The sequence below is a fragment of the Micromonospora sp. SD12 genome, from assembly GCF_052068495.1.
GTDB lineage: Bacteria > Actinomycetota > Actinomycetes > Mycobacteriales > Micromonosporaceae > Micromonospora > Micromonospora echinofusca.
This window is the reverse complement of sequence record NZ_JBQHDF010000005.1, coordinates 134,166-152,462: the sequence shown is the minus strand read 5'-3', so window position 1 is coordinate 152,462 and position 18,297 is coordinate 134,166. Positions and strand designations below refer to the sequence as shown.

Sequence of the window (18,297 nt, the reverse complement as noted above, 5' to 3'; positions counted from 1 at the left end):
ATCTCCCCTAGCGGAGTTTCGGATCGAGGGCCTCGCGGACCGCCTCACCGAGCATCACGAAGCTCAGGACGGCGGCGACGAGGAACGCGGCGGGGAAGAAGAGCAGGTAAGGCGCCACGCGCAGGAGGTTCTGCGCCTCGTTGATCATGATGCCCCAGGAGACCACCGGGCTCTTCAGGCCGACGCCCAGGAAGGACAGCGTCGCCTCGGCGCCGATGTACGAGCCGACCAGGATCGTCCCGTAGACCAGCAGCGGCGCGAGGCAGTTCGGCAGCAGGTGCTTGAGGATGATCCGGCCGGTGCCGGCGCCCAGCGCGCGGGCGGCGACGATGTAGTCCGCCTCCTTGGTGGCCAGCACCGAGGAGCGCATCAGCCGCATCACGACCGGCCAGCCCAGCACGATCAGCGAGATGCTCACCAGGGCCATGATCTCGGCCTTGCTGTTGCTCGTGCCCGACCCGTTGAAGGTGGTCAGGATGACGATGGCGCCCAGCACGAACGGCAGACCGAAGAAGACGTCGGCGATGCGGGAGAGCAGCGCGTCCACCCAGCCGCCCCGGTAGCCCGCGACGATGCCCATCGCGCCACCGAAGAGCAGCACGCCGAGCACGGAGAGCAGGGACACCACGATGGACGCGCGGGCGCCGTAGATCACCCGGGCGAAGACGTCGCGGCCCTGGAAGTCGTAGCCGAACCACGCCTCCGACGACGGGCCGACCAGGCTGTTCTGCAGGTTGCCGTTCTCCGGGTCGCCGGAGCTGAACAGCGAGGGGAACGCGGTCATCAGCATGAAGACGAGGATGAACGTCGCGGAGATCCAGAACAGCGGCTTGCGCCGCAGGTCGCGCCACGCGTCGCCGAGCAGGCCGCGCGGCTTCTCCTTGCGGGCGTTCTCCGGCAGGCCGGCGTTGGTCGGCGCCCCGATCTCGTCGGGGGCCTGCGCGGGCGGCGTGCTGACGATCGAGGCGGAACTCGGGTCGCTCATGCCCGCACCTCACTCCGCTCGGCGCGGGCGCTCGTGCCCGCGGACGCTGCAATCATGATTCGTTCGCTGCGCTCACTCATAGCGGATCCTCGGGTCCAGGGCGGCGTAGAGCAGGTCGACCAGCAGGTTCATCACCAGGTAGACGAGCACCAGGACCACCACGATGGAGACAACGGTAGCGCTCTCCTTGGTGACGATCGCGCGGTAGACCTGGCGGCCGATCCCGTTGATCTGGAAGATGCCCTCGGTGACGATCGCGCCGCCCATCAGGGCGCCGAGGTCGGTGCCGAGCAGCGTCACCACCGGGATGAGCGAGTTGCGCAGCAGGTGGATTCCGACCACCCGGCGCATCGGCAGGCCCTTGGCGATCGCGGTGCGCACGTAGTCGGCGCGGCGGTTCTCCGCGATGCTCGTGCGGGCCAACCGGGCGATGTACGCCATCGAGGCGCTGCCCAGCACGAAGCCGGGCACGATCAGCTCGGAGAGCCGCATCTCGCTGGAGACCGTCGGCTTGACGATGCCCCACTGCACGCCGAGCAGCCACTGGGCCACGAAGCCGATGACGAAGATCGGCAGCGCGATCAGGAAGAGGCTGGAGACCAGGACCAGGTTGTCCAGGAAGCCGTTGCGACGCAGACCCGTCAGCACACCGGCGGTGAGGCCGATGACCGCCTCGATGGCCAGCGCGACCAGCGCCAGCTTCAGGGTGTTCGGGTACGCCGTGGCAATGATGTCGCCGATGTCCCGGTTGTTGAACGTCTGCCCGAAGTCACCTTGGAACAGGTTCTTCATGTAGTTGCCGTACTGCACGACCAGCGGCTCGTCGAGCTTGAACTTCTCGGTCATCTGGTTGACGAAGCTGTCGGGGCAGCGTCGCTCGCCGCACTTGCCGGCGAACGGGTCGCCGGGCACCGACCACACGAGCCAGTAGATCAGGAACGTCGTCCCGATGAAGACCGGGACGAGTTGGAGCAGCCGTCTCAACAGATAACGGCCCATGGGGTGGTCCTCCAGACAGGGGGCGCGCGTCGGACGGCCGACACGGGGATGACAGACGTGGCGAGGAAGTGTGGTGACACCTCCTCACGGAACGGCCCGGGTCGGGCTCACCGGTAGGTGAGCCCGACCCGGGGTCAGACCGTTCGGATCAGAGCTCGACCGAGGTGAGGTCGAGTTCACCGACGTTGGAGAGCTCGAGCTTCTTGATCTTCTCCGAGTGGCCGGACTGCTGACCACCGAAGTAGACCGGGATCGAGGGGACGTCCTGGTCGATCAGGGCGACCGCCTCGGCGTACTTGGCGTGCGAGGCCTCCAGGCTCGGCGCGGAGGCGGCTTCCTTGGCCAGCGCGTCGACCTGCGGGTTGCTGTACTTGCCGTCGTTCGAGGAACCGCCGGTCACGTAGAGCGGGCCGACCCAGTTCTCCACGTCCGGGTAGTCCTGCTGCCAGCCGGCGCGGTACATGCCGGTCATCTTGCCGGCGTTGATGTTCTGGCGGAACACCGCGAAGGTCGGGACACCCTCGGCGCGGGCGTTGATGCCGAGGTTCGTCTTGACCTGCTGCGCGACGGCCTCCATCCACTCCTTGTGGCTGGCGTCGGCGTTGTAGAACATGACCAGCTCGCCGGAGAAGCCACCGGCCTCGGCGAGGAGCTTCTTGGCCTCCTCGACGTTGAACTGGCACGCGGTGCAGTTGCCCGCCTTGGCGCCCGGGGTCAGCGGGTTGGCCCAGCTGTCGGCCGGCTTGCGCGAACCGAAGAAGATCTTGTCGCTGATCTCCTGGCGGTTGATCGACATCGAGATCGCCCGACGCAGCTTCGGGTTCTGGAAGCGCTTGTCGTAGATCGGGAAGGCGATGATGCCGGTCGACGGCGTGGTGGAGGGGATGGCCCGGTCAGCCAGGTCGGTCTTCCACTTGTCGCCCGCGATCGCGGAGACCGGAACCTGCTGCTGGAAGTCCAGGTTGCCGGCGAGCAGGTCGTTGTACGCCGCCGTGTCGTCCTGGTAGAGCTTGATGTTGACGTCCTTGATCTTCATCTTGTCGTTCAAGGAGTAGTCATCGAAGCGCGTCAGCTTGATCTGGACGTCGTCTTCCCACGACACGAACTTGATCGGGCCGTTGCCGATCGGCTTCTTGCCGAACGCCTCGGCGCCCTGGGTGAAGAACGCGTCCGGCAGCGGCATGAAGGTGCTGTAGCCGAGCTTGGTCGGGAACACGGCGGTCGGCGCCGCGAGGGTGACCTCGAAGGTGAAGTCGTCGACGACCTTCAGGCCGGACATCTCCTTGGCCTTCGGCTCCGGGGCCTTCTGCGGGCCCTCGGCGCCGTCCGGGTCCTCGGTGTGGACGTCCGCGAAGCCCTGGATGTCGCCGAAGAAGCTGCCGTTCTGCGCGCCGTTCGGCGAGTAGGCGCCCCAGTTCCAGGCGTCCACGAAGTTCTTGGCCTTGACGACGGTGCCGTCGTGGAACTTCGTGTCCTTCTTGATCTTGATCGTGTAGACCTTGGAGTCGGTCGTCTCGATCGACTCGGCGACCGCGTTGCGCGGGGCGCTGCCGTCGTTCGGGTACTCGACCAGACCGGTCCAGATCCAGTCGATGATCGCCCCACCACCGGTCTCGGTGGTGTTCGACGGGACCAGGCCGACCTCCGGCTGCGTGCCGTCGATGGTGATCGCGCCGTCCGAGCTCGCGCCGGCGTCGCCGCCGTCGCTGTCACTGCTCGAGCAACCGGACGCGACGAGCGCGAACGCCGCGCCCAGCGCGACCGCGCTGCTTGCCCGCTTCGAGACTCTCATTCCGAGGGGCCTCCTCTTTCTGAACCTGGTTCCGTCGTGGGTATCACGCACGTTGGGGGGTGACACGTCCGGCGCCCGCACCGCGGGAGCCGGTTTCACCGCAGAGAATTCGGGACAAGATGTTGTACGAATCCGCCGGGCCGCCCCGCCCTTGACGCTCGGCACCGCGCACACGAGACCACCACGGAGCACCGTCAACAGGCGGATCCCATGGTCGTCAGGCCGTACGGAGTGCCTCACATGAGGGGTGAGGTGCTGCCACTGTGACACCCACCGGCCCGTTCCGTGAAGGTGCCGTTATCAAGCCGTTAGTTGGTCGCCACGTTGCCGATACTTGAAAAAAGATCATGATCTACGCCGGTCGTACCGCTCTGAGCAGGAAAGACACGGTTCGGCGGGGGCGCCGGCCCGGGCGTGGAGGCTGCGGCTGTGACCTTCCCCGCGCCCGCTCCGGCGCTCACGGACGCCGTCCGGGCGTTGGCCGTTTTTGCCCATCCGGAGGATGCCGACCCCGGCTGTGCGGGCACCATCGCCACCTGGGTGGACGAGGCCATCGACGTCGCGTACCCGCCTGTCACCCAGGGTGACCCGACGGTTGCGGCACGACGCCCGCGCGGCGAAGGGCGGCGCCGATCCCCTACCGCTGGCCGAGGGCCGTGGCGCGGTCACCGCGCAGGAGTCGGCCGATGGCGGCGTCGATCAGCGTGGTGCGGTCGCCTCCGGCGGGGCTGGAGCCGTGGGTGGTCCCGGCGATCCGACACGCCGGGTAGGCCGGACAGCGGACGGCCCCGACACCGCGCGGGCGGTGCCGGGGCCGGGGCCGTGGAACGGGTGTCGATCAGGCCGTGAAGCGCAGCTTGCGACGGCGGAACAGCAGCACGGCGACCGCGCCGGCGGCCAGCAGCGCCACGCCGGCGGCGATCGAGGCGGCGATCGGGGAGCCGGTCAGCGGCAGGTCCCCGCCGCTGCTCGCGGGCGAGGTCGACGGGGCCGGGCTGTCGACCGGGGCGCTCGGCGACGGCGACTCCGCCGGGGCGCTGGGCGACGGCGACTCCGCCGGCGCGCTCGGCGACGGCGACTCGGTCGGGGCGGCGGTGAACGCGGCCTCGGCCTTGGCGGTCACGGTGGCGCCGGTGCTGCCACCGAGGATCAGCTTCTGCGCGGCGCGCTCGCCGGTGAAGAGGAACACCCGGCCGAAGGAGACCGAGTCCTGGGCGGAAACGGTCACCTTCACCTCACCGGCACCGTCGGCGACCAGCCAGAACTGCCCGCCGTTGGTGGTCGTGGTGACCGGCTTGCCCTCGGCGTCGACCGCCGAGCCGCCGTCGACCGCGACGGTGATCTCGCCCGCCGGGCCCTTGACGGTGAAGGGGCCGGCCTTCTCGCCGACGGTGGCCTTGGCGCTGGCCGGGTCGACGCTCAGCTCGGCCTTCGGCTCGGGCTGGTCGGTGGCGTTGGCGACCAGGTAGTCGTGGACCTTCTTGACCACGTCGTACTGGTTCTTGCCGAGCAGCTTCGAGTTGTCGACCCAGTCACCCAGCTTGACGCCGTCGCTGAAGTTCCAGATGGCGGTCTGGGTGCCGAAGTAGAGCAGCTTGTCGGCGTCGGCCTTCGCCGGGGCGGTGGCGCCGGCGGCGGCCAGCAGCTTGGCGGCGTCGGCGTTCGGGTAGCCGTGGGTGAGCACCCACTGCACCTTGCCGAGGTTCTTCACCTGGGACTCGTCCCAGGTGCCCTCCTTGTACTTACCGTCGATCGCCACGTTGGTGTGGTAGTCGATGCAGAAGGCGGGGACGAGCTTGCCATCGATCTTGAGCGCCAGCGCACCGGTGCTCTTCGGCTGCCCGTTGAGCATGAGCGTGACGTTGCTGCCCTTGACCGACTTGGCCACGCCGGTCTTGTCGGCGGCGGCGGCCGGCGCCACCGCGCCGAGTGCCAGCGCGCCACCGGCGACGGTCGCCAGGGCGATCCGCGCCCAGCGCCGTCCTCGTTGTCCGAACATCAGATTCGTGCACCTCTCCCCAGGGGTGACCCGCGCACGGCGGGTTGCGTGAAGCCGCCGTTCCCGCGGGATGCGCACCACCCGCACGCGAGAACGCGACGGGGCATTATGTGACGTCAGTTGATCGTTTGTCAGCCCCTGTGGGCCACATTCGTCACTTCCGTCCCAAATGACGGGGAAAAGAAATGGATCACACGAGCCGACGGTCGGCCGCCCAGCGGGACAACTCGTACCTGTTGGACATCTGGAGCTTGCGCAGCACGTTCGACACGTGCGTCTCCACGGTCTTGATGGAGATGTAGAGCTCCTTGGCGATCTCCTTGTAGGCGTACCCCCGGGCGAGCAGCCGCAGCACCTCGCGCTCGCGGTTGGTGAGCTGGTCCAGCTCGGGGTCGGCCACCGGGGCGTCCGGACGGGCCGCGAACGCGTCGAGCACGAACCCCGCCAGCCGGGGGCTGAACACCGCGTCGCCGTCGGCCACCCGCCGGACCGCGGCGGCCAACTCCTCCGGGGAGATCGTCTTGGTGACGTAGCCCCGCGCGCCGGCCCGGATCAGCCCGATCACGTCCTCCGCCGCGTCCGAGACGCTCAGCGCCAGGAACTTGACCTGCGGGTGGGTACGCCGCATCGCCTCCAGCACCGCGCGGCCGCCGCCGTCGGGCATGTGCACGTCGAGCAGCACCACGTCGGGCAGCGTGACGGCGATCCGGGTGACCGCCTCGCCGACGGTGCTCGCCTCCCCCACCACCTCGACGTGCGCGCCCAGCTCGGCGCGGACCCCCGCGCGGAACATGGCGTGGTCGTCGACGAGGAAGACCCGCAGCCGCTCGGTACGGGCAGCAGCCCCCTCGACCGGTTCCATCGACTGCTCGGTCATCCCTTGTCCCTTTCCGCCGTTGCCGAGTCCCGGCTGATCGGCAGGATCAACCGGACCTCGGTCCCTTCCCCCGGCCCGGAGCGGATCTCCGCCCGGCCGCCGTGCCGCTTCATCCGCCCGATGATCGAACCCCGGACCCCGTGGCGGTGATCCTCCACCGTATCCGGGTCGAAGCCCTTCCCCCGGTCCCGGACGAAGACGCTGACCTGTTCGGGCTCGACCTCGGCATAGAGCGAGACGGTCTGCACCCCCGCGTGCCGGGCGGCGTTCACCAGCGCCTCGCGCGCCGCCGCCACGAGCGCGCCGACCCGTTCGTCGGTCTCCCGGTCGCCGACCACCACCGCCTCCACGGTGATCGCGAACGTGTCCTCGACCTCGGCCGCGGCCTGCTCCAGGGCGGCGGCGAACCGCTCCGTGGGCGAGCCGGTGGGCTTGTAGAGCCAGTTGCGCAGCGAGCGTTCCTGCCCCCTTGCGAGCCGCTGGACGGTCTTCACGTCGCTCGCGTTGCGCTGGATCAGGGCCAGGGTGTGCAGCACCTGGTCGTGCACCATGGCGGCCAGTTCGGCCCGCTCCTGCTCGCGGATGCGCCCCTCGCGCTCCGAGCGGAGCTGGTTGTACGTCCGCCACAGCACCGGCGCGGCCACCACGCCGACCCCGGCGAGCCCCACCAGGGCGAAGATCACGCCGTTGAGCACGGCGTCGAAGTTCTGCGCCGGGGAGTAGACCGCGGCGACGCCGATGATGCCGACCGCGACCAGCACCCCGCCGCCGATGAACCGGAGCACGAAGGCCCGCCGGTCGCTCTCCTCCACGACCGCGCCAAGCCAGGGCACCGGCATGGAGTCGCCCCACTGCCGCCGCCGCTCCGGGGCCGACTGGTGCCAGATCACGCCGGCGCCGACCGCGATGATCGCAACCAGCCAGCCGGCGGTGCCCGCCGCGCCGATCGAGTCGAAGACCATCACCTGCACCAGCAGCACGCCGAGGCCGATCACCACGAACGGCAGCAGCTGGGCGACGTCCCTGCGGGGCGGTACGGCGGTGTCGCCCGGGCGCAGCGGCACGACCGCCCAGAAGGCCGCGTAGAGCAGCAGGCCGAGGCCGCTCAGCCCGAGCAGCACCATGAAGGCGACGCGTACCCGCAGCACCGAGATGCCGAGGTGGTCGGCGATGCCGGCGGCCACCCCCGCGGCCATCCGGTGCTCGGGGGCGCGGTAGAGGCGCGGTGGCTGGGTCACGGCACTGATCGGAGACTCCCTGGTCACGACGGGCACGCGGCGGGCGACGGTCCGTCGCCGGCGCCGGGTCGATCGTCACACGGCGCGCCGTCGCCCGACCACGGGGACGCCCCCGACATTCGGGCCACCGGGATCTCAGGGTGGGGTCAGGGTCGGCTCCTGAGGCCGTCCGGCGGGTCGGGGCAGCAGGATCGAGGCATGAACGAGGAAGCTGCCCAGTCCGCCGGTCCCGGGGCGGCACAGCCGGGTGGGCCACCGGCCGCCGCGACGCCGCCCGGCGGCTCTGCGACACCGCCGCCCGTGGCCGCGCCGGCCGCCGGGGGCGCGGGTGCGCCGCCACCACCCGGGCCCGGCCCCGGACCGCAGCCGTCGTTCGGCGGCGCCGGCTTCACCTCGCGGTACGGGCTGGTGCGCCCCCGCGACGGCCGCTACCTGGCCGGCGTCTGCGCGGCGATCGGCCGGGCCACGAACACGGACCCCGTCCTCTGGCGGGTGCTGCTGGCGGTGCTCGGCTTCTTCGGCGGCATCGGCATCCTGGTCTACGTCACCGCGTGGCTGATCATCCCGGGCGAGGGCGACAGCGCCTCCCCCGTCGAGTCCATGCTGGGCCGGGGCCGGTCCAGCATGTCCCCGGTCACCGTGATCGTGCTGAGCATCCTGGTCGCGATCAGCTTCGGCTACATCGTCACGGACGCGTTCCGGGCGGTGCTGCTCGGCGCCACCATCCTGGTCGGCGGCGCGCTGCTGCTCAACCGCGACAACAGGGGCGCCCAGCAGGCTCCGGTCGGCCCCGTGTCGCCCGGTGCCCCGCCCGGGCCGGTGCCGCCGGTCACCCATCCCGCCCCGGTCGCGTACGCGGCCCCGCCGACCGTGACCGTGCCCCCCGGCGCGGGCCCGGTCCCGGCCCCGCCGGCGACCGCCACCCAGGCCGCCTGGAGCGCCCCGGTCCCCACCCCGCCGGCCGACCAGACCGCCGGGCTGCCCGCCTGGCCGCCGGCCGCCCCGGCCGCGCCCGCCCGCCCCTCGACGGGTACGCCGACCGCCGGCTGGCCGCCGGCCCCGCCCACCTCGGGCTGGCCCGCCCCGACCTCGGGCTGGCCCGCCGCGACGTCGGGGGCACCGGCTCGCCCGGTCGCCCCGCCGCTGCCGCCGGGCTACCGGCCCCCCTTCGCCCCGCACGGCCCGTACGCCGCGCAGACCCCCGTGCCACCGGCGCCACCGAAGCCGCGGGTGAAGCCGCCGAAGCGACCCCGCGAGCGCTCCCCGCTCGGCGCGGTGACGTTCTCGCTGATCTTCCTCGCCCTGGGCGTGGTCGCCGTCGTCGACCTGCTGGACGTCTTCGACGTCGGGGCGTCGGCGTACTTCGCCGCCACGCTGGCCACCATCGGGTTCGGGCTGCTGGTCGGCACCTGGTTCGGGCGGGCCCGCTGGCTGATCGCGCTCGGCGTGGTGGCCGCCGCCGCGCTCGGGGTGGCCACCGTCGCCGAGTCCTACGACCGGATCCGGGGCGTCGACGGCAACGTCACCTGGGCGCCCACCGACCACCGCGACCTGGCCCTGCGGTACGAGAACAGCTTCGGTGACACCGTGCTGGACCTGCGCGCGGTCGACTTCGACAAGAAGAACACCGAGATCACCGTCGCCGTCAACTTCGGCGAGTGCACGGTGGTCGTGCCGCCCAACGTCGACGTCACCACCGTGGCCGACGTCAACGCCGGCGACGCGCTCGTCTTCGGCAAGCGCTCCGGCGGGCTCGCCGGCGAGCTGCGGGAGACCACCGACCTCGGCCCGGACGGCACCGGCGGCGGCGCGCTACGGCTCTACATCCACGTCAACGCCGGCAACCTGGAGGTGACCCGGTGAAGGCCCACCGCACCGACATCGTGTCGTTCGCCTTCGGGCTGATCTTCCTCGGCCTCGCCGCGTGGTGGCTGCTCGCGCAACTGCTCGGGCTCGCCCTCCCGGCGGTGGGGTGGTTCCTGGCCGGCGCCCTGATCCTGATCGGCCTGCTGGGCCTGGTGGGCGCGCTGCGCTCCGGGCGGCCCGCCGACACGGCCCCGCGACGCGACGCCGCCGCCCCCGACGACGGCCCCGGAGCCTCGGAGCCGGCCGGCTCCGACTCGGCCCCGCCGGAGCCGTCGGGCCGGGTGGGGACGGACCAGCCCGCCGAGGTCGACCCGACCCGCTGGGACCTCGACCGGCCCGCGCCGGCCGACGAGCCGACGGCGTGGGGCGGCCGGCGCTCCGACTGGGGCGAACCGACCGACTGGGGCACGCGGTCCGAGTGGGACGTCTCCGCGCCGACGACCGGCGCACCGACGACGGCCGGATGGCCGCCGAGCGGAGCGACGACGGAGGAGCCGACGGCCGCCGGACCGATGGCGGAGGGTCCGGGGGCCGGCGGGCCGACGGCGGAGGGTCCGACGACCACCGGGCAGACGACGGACGGGCCGGCGACAGGCGGGCTGCGGGCGGGGAACGAGGCCGACGAGTGGCCGACGGAGGCCGCCACCGACGTCCGGCCCGAGGCGGTGGAGGACCGCGCCGCCGACGAGGGCGCGCCGCAGCGGCGCACCGACCGGCCGCCCGCCGACGAGGAACGCCCGCGCGGCTGACCACAGCGGTGCGGACGCTGTCGGCGGCGGCCTATGCTGGCCGTGGAGAACTCGCCCTCCGCCGGCCGGCCCGCGCCGACCGGGGCGCCGCGCCGGCCGGACCGCGCCGCCGTGGCGGTCCCGCCGCGATTCCCGTCTCTACCCCGTCAGGAGTCCGTCCGACATGACGCAGTCCCCCGCCGTGCGCACCTCCGGCCGCTCCGGTCCGGTCCGCATCGGCGAGCGAGCCGCCCGTACCCTCGTCTCCGAGCTCGCCCGGATCAACGACCCGAAGGCCGCGCTGCTGGTCGGCGCGACGCCCGAGTCCGCGGTGCTGGCCGCGGCGATCGACGCGCTGCTGCCCGGCGACACCCTCACCCTGGTGCCCGCCGGTTCGGCTTCCGCGGCGGCCCTGCGCGAGCACGTCACCGCCCAGGGCCGTTGGGTGGCCGACCGGGTCCGCGTGGTCGACACCCTCGCCGAGGCCGAGCCCGCCGCGGTGGTCGTCGCCGCGGAGCCGCTCACCGGCACGGCCGACGAGACCCGCGCCACCGTCGAGGGCCTGACGAAGTACCTCACCGACGGCGCGGTGCTGAGCGTTGCCACGACCGCCACGCCGGGACGTACCGCGGGCGCGGCCGCCGAGCTGGAGCGGCAGGGCGCGCTGTACGGCGTCGGCGTCGACCTGGTGCTGCGCAACACGCCACCGCTGCGGGTGTACCGGCTCCGCTACACGCCGGCCGACGCCGCGTCGGCGGTCGGGCTGGCCCCGGCGTACCGCCCGTCCAGCGTCCCGCTGACCCGCGGCATGCACATCGACTCCAACGGGGTGGCCGCGGCCGGCATCGCGCTGGGCCTGGCCGCGGTGGCCCGGGCCACCCGGCCGAAGTCGAAGCTCTGGCTGCTCCCGGCCCTGGCCGCCGCCCCGGTGGCCGCCTTCTTCCGGGACCCGGAGCGCGACGTACCGGAGGACGCGTCGGCGGTGGTCGCCTCGGCCGACGGTCGGGTGCTGTCGGTGCAGCGGCTGCACGACGAGCGCTTCGGCGAGGGCGAGTGGCTGCGGATCGCGGTCTTCCTGTCGGTGCTGGACGTGCACGTCAACCGTGCCCCGGTGGCCGGCAAGGTGGTCGACTACTTCGTCGCCGACGGTGGCTTCGCCAACGCCATGAAGCCGGCGGCGGAGCACAACGCGGCCGCTTACACGGTGCTGGACACCGCGCACGGCACGGTGGTCGTGGCGCAGCGCACCGGCCTCATCGCCCGGCGGATCGTGCAGCGGGCGCCGATCGGCGCGCTGCTGGCCCGGGGTGAGCGCTTCGGCCTGATCCGGTTCGGCTCGCGCACCGACGTCTACCTGCCGGCCGACGCCGCGGAGCCGCTGGTCGGCCCCGGGGACAAGGTCGTCGGGGGTTCGAGCGTCATCGCCCGCTGGCGCTGACGGACCGGACGGACGACACGAAGAAGGGGCGCCGCGGATCGCGGCGCCCCTTCTCGCGTACGTGCCTCAGGCGGTGCGACGCTGACGCAGCCAGAGCACCGGGCCGCTGACCAGGTAACCGACCACGATCAGGGCGAAGGTGAGCCGGATGTCGATCAGCGCGCCGATCACCGGGGCCAGCCACAGCCACGGCGGAAGCTTCACCAGCCGCGCGAGCTTCGCGTAGGGGAAGCTGGAGACCATGGCGAAGGCCAGCAGCGCCACGCCGGCGACCAGGACGATGCCCGGCACGGGCAGCCCGATGGCGACGGTCAGGGCGAGCACGGCGGCCGCCATGGTGGTGGGCACGCCGCAGAAGAACCGGCCGTCCTTCGGCGAGACGTTGAACCGGGCGAGCCGGATCGCCGCGCACGCCGCCACGAGGGCACAGGCCACCGCGGCGGCCGGTGTCGAGACCGAGCCGGCCAGCGAGGCGTAGACGACCACCGGGGCGGCGAGGCCGAACGAGCACATGTCGGCCAGCGAGTCCATCTGCGCGCCGAACGGGCTGGCCACGCCGAACTTGCGGGCGAGCGCGCCGTCGAGGCCGTCGAAGATGACGCAGGCGATCAGGAAGAGCGCGGCGACGCGCACCTCGCCCTGCATCGCCAGGAAGATGGCCAGCATGCCGAGCATCAGGCTGCTGAGGGTGCAGGCGTTGACCACCGCGAACTTCATCCGGCGGGCGACCGTACGCTCGCCCGGAAGCAGCGGGATCGACATCGCGGCATCGTCGTCGACCGGTGTCGTGGGGCCGAGGGCGGGGCTGACCGGGACGATCGAGGCGACCTCGGCGCGCTCGACGCGGGTCAGCCCGTTGCGGCGGCGTGGCCGGTCGGCGTAGCGGTGCTCGGGCATCGACAGGTCGCTGCCTCCGTGCAGGTCACCGTCGCGGCGCCCCACCCGGACCAGCAGCACCTGCCGGGCGAACGTGCTGCTGCGGCGCAACGGGCCCGCCCAACGACGCCCTGCGGGACGCGGACTGTCAGTGGTACGACGCCGGCGCCATGGGGCTCTCGGCACGTTTCCTCCATCACCGGATCGGCTTACCGCCGCGAGGGCGGGTGTCCGGCTGTCTCGTGCCGGACCTTTCTGGCCCGGCAGCCGTTTTGCGGAGTACACCATCGCATAGGGGAACGGGGGTTGGCGATAGCTGCCGGCGGTACTTATATCTGGTCTAACCGCTCGAACCGCGCTCTTATTCCCATCCCGGGCTCCATCGCCCGTTTCCTCCACCAACCCCACATCGAATGTACCGGACCCCGTCTCCACCGGCTCGGCGAGCGGGCGTCAGGGACGCCGATGTCCGGTTACGGACGGCCGGCGGCGGGCCCCCCGGCCAGCGCCAGTACGGCGATCTCGGTCAGCGGCAGCCCGACGAGCCGCCCGGGCGTGAACCAGGCCGCCCGGGCCGTGGAGCCGCCGGCGAGTTCGGTCACCCGTGGCTCGGTGGGCAGGTCGACCGCCACCCGGTAGACCACCCGGACGCCGTGCCAGTCGAGCGGGCGCCCCTCCGGGCCCAGCGCGGCCGGATTGTGCAGGTTGTCGACGCCGACCAGCTCGACCACCCGACCGAGCTGACCGGACTCCTCGACCAGCTCACGTAGCAGGGCGGACACCGGCTGCTCGCCGTGGTCGGTCCCGCCGCCGGGCAGGTGCCACCGGCCCGCGCCCGGGTAGCCGTCGGCGATCATGGTGAGCAGCACCCGACCGGCGGGGTCCGTGACCAGGCCGTACGCCCCGAAACGCTGCCTCCGGTCGGGCGGGAGCGCGGCGGCGGGCTCGGTCGCCGACGAACGGGGCAGACCGGACGGCAGGGGCGACACGGGCAGGTCGAGCAGCTCGGCGGTGAACGGCATCAGCGGCACCGCCGCCGCCTCGTCGGTCGTGAACCAGCCCAGCTCGTCGCTGCCGCCGGCCTGCTCCGGTCGCTGTCCGCCGCTCCGCGCGCCGACGTCGAAGACCAGGCGGTCGGTGTGCACCGCGACGCCGGCGTCGCGGAAGGTCGTCACGTCGGCGAGCGCGGCCCGCAGCCCCGCCACCTCCACCGTGAGGCCGGTCGCCTCAGCGAACTCGCGGACCACCGCGTGCGCCGGATGCTCGGCGTGCTCGACCCCGCCCCCGGGAAGCTGCCAGACGCCCGGGAACGGGCACGAGCCCGAGCCGCGGGCCAACAACACCCGCCCGTCCGAACGCCGACACACCCCGTACGCGCCGACCCGCCGCCGTTGCTCCACCCGCTCGCACTCCCCCGCCTGCCCGGCCGATCCCGGGTCGCCCCGTCGATCATGAGGCTAGTCGCAGCGCAGCTCGCGCGCCGCCCGGTCGAGGTCATGATCGGCGAACGGGATGCGGGGGTGGGAGAGTCAGGCCAGATGGGCGGCCTGGACGGCCTCCGCCGTCACCTCGGTCAGCCGGTCGGTCGGCAGGGCGCCCAGCTCGTCGCGGGCGAACCAGCGGGCCTCGCAGGTGGAACCGCCGACGTCGGCGACGGTGGGCGGGGCGGGCTTGTCGACGACGACCCGGTAGAAGGCGCGTACGCCGTGCCAGTCGATCGGGTAGCCCTCCGGGCCGAGGGAGGCGGCATCGCGGTGGCTGGCCACGCCGAGCAGCTCGACGAGGCGGCCGTTCTGCCCGGTCTCCTCGACCAGCTCCCGGATCAGGGCGGCACCGGGCTGCTCGCCGTAGTCGGTGCCGCCGCCGGGCAGGTGCCAGCAGCCCGCGCCCGGGTAGCCGTCGGAGACGCGGGTGAGCAGCACCCGCCCGTCCGGGTCGGTCACCACGGCGTACGCGGCGAAACGCTGGGCCCGGTGCAGCCCGTCGGGGCCGGGCACGGCGTAGAACGAGGGGAACTCCGGCGCCTCGTCCGGCACGATGTCGGCCGACGAGGCGGGCAGGCCCAGCGCCCGGGCGGTGAACGAGCGCAGCGGCAGCTCGCGCGCCTCCGCCGGGGTGAACCAGCGGGCCAGGTCGGTGGGCCGGTCGACCCGGTCGGCGAGCGTCCCGCCCCGCACCGAGACCTGGTAGATCAGGCGGTCGGTGTGGATGGTGATGCCCCGCTCCGGCAGCGCCCGCATGTCGGCGAGCACGTCGTGCAGGCCGGCGACGGTGACGGAGAGGCCGGTCTCGGCGGCGGTCTCCCGGACGACGGTGTGGTGGGGGTCCTCACCGTGGTCGACCGCCCCGCCGGGCAGCGACCACGTGCCCGGGGTGCCGGAGCGCTCCGATGCGCGGACCAGCAACACCCGGCCGACTGAATCAGCACAAACTGCGTATGCCGCGATTCTGCGGAGCGGCTCCAGCATGGTGGTCACGGGGCCAAATTCTCCCCGGCCCAGGTTGCCTCCATCGAAAAGAGTCAGATTCCTGACTGAATGCTCGCGCCTCAGGGCCGGCTCAGGGTAGGGATCCGGGCGGTCACCGAGGCCGACCCGACGACCGGCGCGGACCGTGGAGACATGACCTACACCGCCCCGCCCCAGCCCCCGTACAAGCAGCTCCGCCGGCCCGTCACGGACCGGATGGTCGCCGGCGTGGCCAGCGGCCTCGGCCGGTACTTCGCCGTCGACCCCACCCTGGTCCGGGTGGTCTTCGCCGTCGCCGGCCTGCTCACCGGCGGGCTCGCGCTGCTCGCGTACCCGATCATGTGGTTCCTGATGCCCGAGGAGCCGGCCGACGCGCCGGCCTGGCCGCACCCGGCGCAGGCCGCGTCGCCGGCCGACGGCGCGCAGCCGGCACCGCCGGCCTACCCGCCGGCGGCGTGAGGCGGGCTCACTCCCACTCGATCGTGCCCGGCGGCTTGCTCGTCACGTCCAGCACGACGCGGTTGACCTCGGCGACCTCGTTGGTGATCCGGGTGGAGATCCGGGCGACCACCTCGTAGGGCAGCCGGGACCAGTCGGCGGTCATGGCGTCCTCGCTGGAGACCGGCCGCAGCACCACGGGGTGCCCGTAGCTGCGGCCGTCGCCCTGCACCCCGACGCTGCGCACGTCGGCCAGGAGCACGACGGGGAACTGCCAGACGCCGCGGTCCAGGCCGGCGGCGGTCAGCTCCTCCCGGGCGATCAGGTCGGCCCTGCGGAGCAGGTCGAGCCGCTCCCGGTCGACCGCGCCGATGATCCGGATCGCCAGGCCAGGGCCCGGGAACGGGTGCCGCCAGATCATCGCCTCGGGCAGGCCGAGCTGGAGGCCGAGCGCGCGGACCTCGTCCTTGAACAGTGTGCGCAGCGGCTCGACCAGCGCGAACTTCAGGTCCTCCGGCAGGCCGCCGACGTTGTGGTGGCTCTTGATGTTGGCGGTGCCGGTGCCGCCGCCGGACTCGACGACGTCCGGGTAGAGGGTGCCCTGCACGAGGAACTCGACGTCGCCGTGGGCGGCGACCTCCCGCGCGGCGGCCTCGAAGACCCGGATGAACTCGCGGCCGATGATCTTGCGCTTCTGCTCCGGGTCGGTGACCCCGGCCAGGGCGCCCAGGAACCGGTCGGCCGCGTCGACCACCTTGAGCTTGATGCCGGTGGCGGCGACGTAGTCCTTCTCCACCTGCTCGGCCTCGCCGGCACGCAGCAGGCCGTGGTCGACGAAGACGCAGGTGAGCTGGTCGCCGACGGCCCGGTGCACCAGCGCGGCGGCGACGGCCGAGTCGACCCCGCCGCTCAGGCCGCAGATGACCTCCTTGTCGCCGACCTGCTCGCGGATGCGCGCGACCTGCTCGTCGATGATGTTCTCGGGCGTCCAGGTCGGCTCGATGCCGGCGATGTCGTGCAGGAAGCGGCGCAGCATCTCCTGGCCGTGCGCGGTGTGCCCGACCTCCGGGTGGAACTGCACGCCGGCACGGCGGCCGGCCACGTCCTCGAACGCGGCGACCGGCGCGCCCGCCGACTCGGCGGTCACCGTGAAGCCCGCCGGGGCCTCGGTCACGCAGTCGCCGTGGCTCATCCAGACCGGCAGGTCGTCGGGCAGCTCGCGTAGCAGCACCCCGGCCTCGGGGCGGGCGCGCAGCGGGGTGCCGCCGTACTCGCGGTTGCCGGTGCGGGCCACCGTGCCGCCGAGCGCCTGGGCCATCGCCTGGAAGCCGTAGCAGATGCCGAAGACCGGCACCCCGGCGTCGAACATGCCGGCGTCGATCTGCGGGGCGCCCGGCGCGTAGACGCTCGACGGGCCGCCGGACAGGATGATCGCGGCCGGGTCCTTCGCCAGCATCTCGGCGACCGGCATCGAGTGCGGCACGATCTCGGAATAGACGTTGGCCTCACGCACCCGACGCGCGATGAGCTGGGCGTACTGGGCTCCGAAGTCCACCACGAGGACGGGGCGAGGCGTGCTCATGGCAGCAGATCCTACCGACGCCACCCGCGCCACCCCCGCCGGTCCGTCACCGCGCCGCCGCGGTGATCCCCCCGCGTGGGCGGGCGACGTCGTCCTCGACCGCCGGGGCGTACCCCTCGGCGGCGCTGACCTTGCGCGCGATGACGCTGAGCAGCACGCCGTAGATCACCTTGGAGGTGATGTCGGCCACGGTGTAGGTGATCTGCCTCGCCACCACCCCGTCGGCGGAGTCCCACATCGCCGGCATCAGGTAGGCACCCGGGTAGAGCAGCCAGGAGATGAGCACCAGCCACCAGACGGCGCGCGCGAGACCCCGGGCGGACTCCGGCAGTCGGGCCAGGCTGCCGAAGATCACCCGGGCGACCAGGACGAGCAGGAACAGGAAGAACGCCGTGCTGACCAGGCCCCAGATCCAGTACGGGGCCGAGCGGTCCACCTCGTAGAACTGCCCGGCGTAGCCGGTGTAGATCATCCCGAGGCCGCCGACCACGAACATCGCCCAGTTGCGATGGAACGCCCGACCGGTGACCCCCAGCACGATGAGCAACTGGATCAGCAGGACGGGGACGTCGATGGACCAGTTCATGTACCGGTAGCCGTTGGAGAAGAGCACGTCCGACTGGACGTACGCTGTCCCGTTCCAGGTGAAAGCCTGGCGCCAGCGTTCCGAGAGCACCCACAGCTCGAAGAAGGCCGACACCATCACCACGGCGGAGAGCACCGAGGCGAGCTGGTAGCGCGGTGCGGCAGAGCCGCGGGTCGCGAGGAAGTAGACCAGGCCGGCAGCCATCACCGCGAAGCCCAACGTGAGCACGTGGGACACCAGCGTGTACTGGATCACGTTGTAACCGAACAGGTTCTCGACGTTCACGGTGACCTCACGGCTTTCTGCGGCTCGAACCGCCGCTATTGCCCCTTAAGGGCCTTATGACGCGTATAGGTTATCTGTGCCAGCCGGCACCGGACTCCCGAACGAGATCTCCACCGGCGTGCCGGCAGCGGCGCCCCGCT

14 protein-coding genes and 1 pseudogene are annotated in these 18,297 nt (G+C 72.4%); 4 read left to right on the top strand and 11 right to left on the bottom strand.

The annotated features are described in order from the left end of the window. Positions 1–7: 7 nt before the first annotated feature. The 6 genes from ACTMS2_RS12970 to ACTMS2_RS12945 form a co-directional block, all read right to left on the bottom strand. The gene (locus ACTMS2_RS12970; RefSeq protein WP_357660506.1) at positions 8–985 is read right to left on the bottom strand and encodes an ABC transporter permease; all 978 of its coding nucleotides are present in this window, start codon (positions 983–985) and stop codon (positions 8–10) included. Between the two features lie 72 nt (positions 986–1,057). Then, positions 1,058–1,984, bottom strand: a complete 927-nt coding sequence (locus ACTMS2_RS12965) for an ABC transporter permease (protein WP_441175577.1) — start codon at positions 1,982–1,984, stop codon at positions 1,058–1,060. 148 nt (positions 1,985–2,132) lie between these two features. Further along, the gene (locus tag ACTMS2_RS12960; protein ID WP_441175576.1) at positions 2,133–3,776 is read right to left on the bottom strand and encodes a peptide ABC transporter substrate-binding protein; all 1,644 of its coding nucleotides are present in this window, start codon (positions 3,774–3,776) and stop codon (positions 2,133–2,135) included. 838 nt (positions 3,777–4,614) lie between these two features. Further along, positions 4,615–5,775 (bottom strand): Cys-Gln thioester bond-forming surface protein, encoded by a 1,161-nt coding sequence (locus ACTMS2_RS12955; RefSeq protein WP_441175575.1) that lies wholly within the window; start codon positions 5,773–5,775, stop codon positions 4,615–4,617. A gap of 190 nt (positions 5,776–5,965) precedes the next feature. Next, positions 5,966–6,652: a response regulator gene (locus ACTMS2_RS12950; RefSeq protein ID WP_088998445.1), complete on the bottom strand. Its 687-nt coding sequence runs from the start codon at positions 6,650–6,652 to the stop codon at positions 5,966–5,968. After that, positions 6,649–7,917 (bottom strand): ATP-binding protein, encoded by a 1,269-nt coding sequence (locus ACTMS2_RS12945; RefSeq protein ID WP_089003206.1) that lies wholly within the window; start codon positions 7,915–7,917, stop codon positions 6,649–6,651. Before ACTMS2_RS12945 ends, ACTMS2_RS12950 begins: the two co-directional genes overlap by 4 nt. Before the next feature lie 171 nt (positions 7,918–8,088). Between ACTMS2_RS12945 and ACTMS2_RS12940 the strand changes: the two genes are divergently transcribed. The 3 genes and pseudogenes from ACTMS2_RS12940 to ACTMS2_RS12930 all read left to right on the top strand — a co-directional run bounded on the left by ACTMS2_RS12940 (position 8,089) and on the right by ACTMS2_RS12930 (position 11,922). After that, entirely contained in the window at positions 8,089–9,753 is a 1,665-nt protein-coding gene (locus ACTMS2_RS12940) for a PspC domain-containing protein (protein ID WP_441175574.1), read from the top strand. Beyond that, positions 9,750–9,995, top strand: a pseudogene (locus ACTMS2_RS12935) (hypothetical protein); the annotation flags it as partial. The gene ACTMS2_RS12940 and the pseudogene ACTMS2_RS12935, both read left to right, overlap by 4 nt. Positions 9,996–10,668: 673 nt before the next feature. Continuing rightward, positions 10,669–11,922 (top strand): phosphatidylserine decarboxylase, encoded by a 1,254-nt coding sequence (locus tag ACTMS2_RS12930; protein WP_441175573.1) that lies wholly within the window; start codon positions 10,669–10,671, stop codon positions 11,920–11,922. A gap of 66 nt (positions 11,923–11,988) precedes the next feature. Here the strand turns inward: ACTMS2_RS12930 and ACTMS2_RS12925 are convergent, their stop codons facing one another. From ACTMS2_RS12925 to ACTMS2_RS12915, 3 genes are all read right to left on the bottom strand, one after another. Continuing rightward, positions 11,989–12,909 (bottom strand): CDP-alcohol phosphatidyltransferase family protein, encoded by a 921-nt coding sequence (locus ACTMS2_RS12925; protein ID WP_441175572.1) that lies wholly within the window; start codon positions 12,907–12,909, stop codon positions 11,989–11,991. A gap of 362 nt (positions 12,910–13,271) precedes the next feature. Continuing rightward, on the bottom strand, positions 13,272–14,198 hold the full coding sequence (locus tag ACTMS2_RS12920; protein ID WP_441175571.1) for an NUDIX hydrolase: 927 nt from the start codon (positions 14,196–14,198) through the stop codon (positions 13,272–13,274). A gap of 129 nt (positions 14,199–14,327) precedes the next feature. Further along, on the bottom strand, positions 14,328–15,275 hold the full coding sequence (locus tag ACTMS2_RS12915) for an NUDIX domain-containing protein (protein WP_441175570.1): 948 nt from the start codon (positions 15,273–15,275) through the stop codon (positions 14,328–14,330). A 144-nt stretch (positions 15,276–15,419) separates the two neighbouring features. Between ACTMS2_RS12915 and ACTMS2_RS12910 the strand changes: the two genes are divergently transcribed. After that, positions 15,420–15,725 carry a PspC domain-containing protein gene (locus tag ACTMS2_RS12910; protein ID WP_441175569.1) on the top strand — a complete coding sequence of 102 codons (306 nt, stop codon included), beginning with the start codon at positions 15,420–15,422 and terminating at the stop codon, positions 15,723–15,725. 7 nt (positions 15,726–15,732) lie between these two features. Here the strand turns inward: ACTMS2_RS12910 and guaA are convergent, their stop codons facing one another. Then, positions 15,733–17,286, bottom strand: coding sequence for a glutamine-hydrolyzing GMP synthase (gene guaA / locus ACTMS2_RS12905; protein WP_441175568.1), 1,554 nt, complete (start codon positions 17,284–17,286; stop codon positions 15,733–15,735). A gap of 46 nt (positions 17,287–17,332) precedes the next feature. Continuing rightward, positions 17,333–18,157 carry a bacteriorhodopsin gene (locus ACTMS2_RS12900; RefSeq protein WP_441175567.1) on the bottom strand — a complete coding sequence of 275 codons (825 nt, stop codon included), beginning with the start codon at positions 18,155–18,157 and terminating at the stop codon, positions 17,333–17,335. Between the last annotated feature and the right edge of the window lie 140 nt (positions 18,158–18,297).

Coding starts and splice junctions, on each gene's coding strand:
- ACTMS2_RS12970 (WP_357660506.1), bottom strand. CDS start 985: ATGAGCGACCCGAGTTCCGCCTCGATCGTCAGCACGCCGCCCGCGCAG.
- ACTMS2_RS12965 (WP_441175577.1), bottom strand. CDS start 1,984: ATGGGCCGTTATCTGTTGAGACGGCTGCTCCAACTCGTCCCGGTCTTC.
- ACTMS2_RS12960 (WP_441175576.1), bottom strand. CDS start 3,776: ATGAGAGTCTCGAAGCGGGCAAGCAGCGCGGTCGCGCTGGGCGCGGCG.
- ACTMS2_RS12955 (WP_441175575.1), bottom strand. CDS start 5,775: ATGTTCGGACAACGAGGACGGCGCTGGGCGCGGATCGCCCTGGCGACC.
- ACTMS2_RS12950 (WP_088998445.1), bottom strand. CDS start 6,652: ATGACCGAGCAGTCGATGGAACCGGTCGAGGGGGCTGCTGCCCGTACC.
- ACTMS2_RS12940 (WP_441175574.1), top strand. CDS start 8,089: ATGAACGAGGAAGCTGCCCAGTCCGCCGGTCCCGGGGCGGCACAGCCG.
- ACTMS2_RS12930 (WP_441175573.1), top strand. CDS start 10,669: ATGACGCAGTCCCCCGCCGTGCGCACCTCCGGCCGCTCCGGTCCGGTC.
- ACTMS2_RS12910 (WP_441175569.1), top strand. CDS start 15,420: ATGACCTACACCGCCCCGCCCCAGCCCCCGTACAAGCAGCTCCGCCGG.
- guaA (WP_441175568.1), bottom strand. CDS start 17,286: ATGAGCACGCCTCGCCCCGTCCTCGTGGTGGACTTCGGAGCCCAGTAC.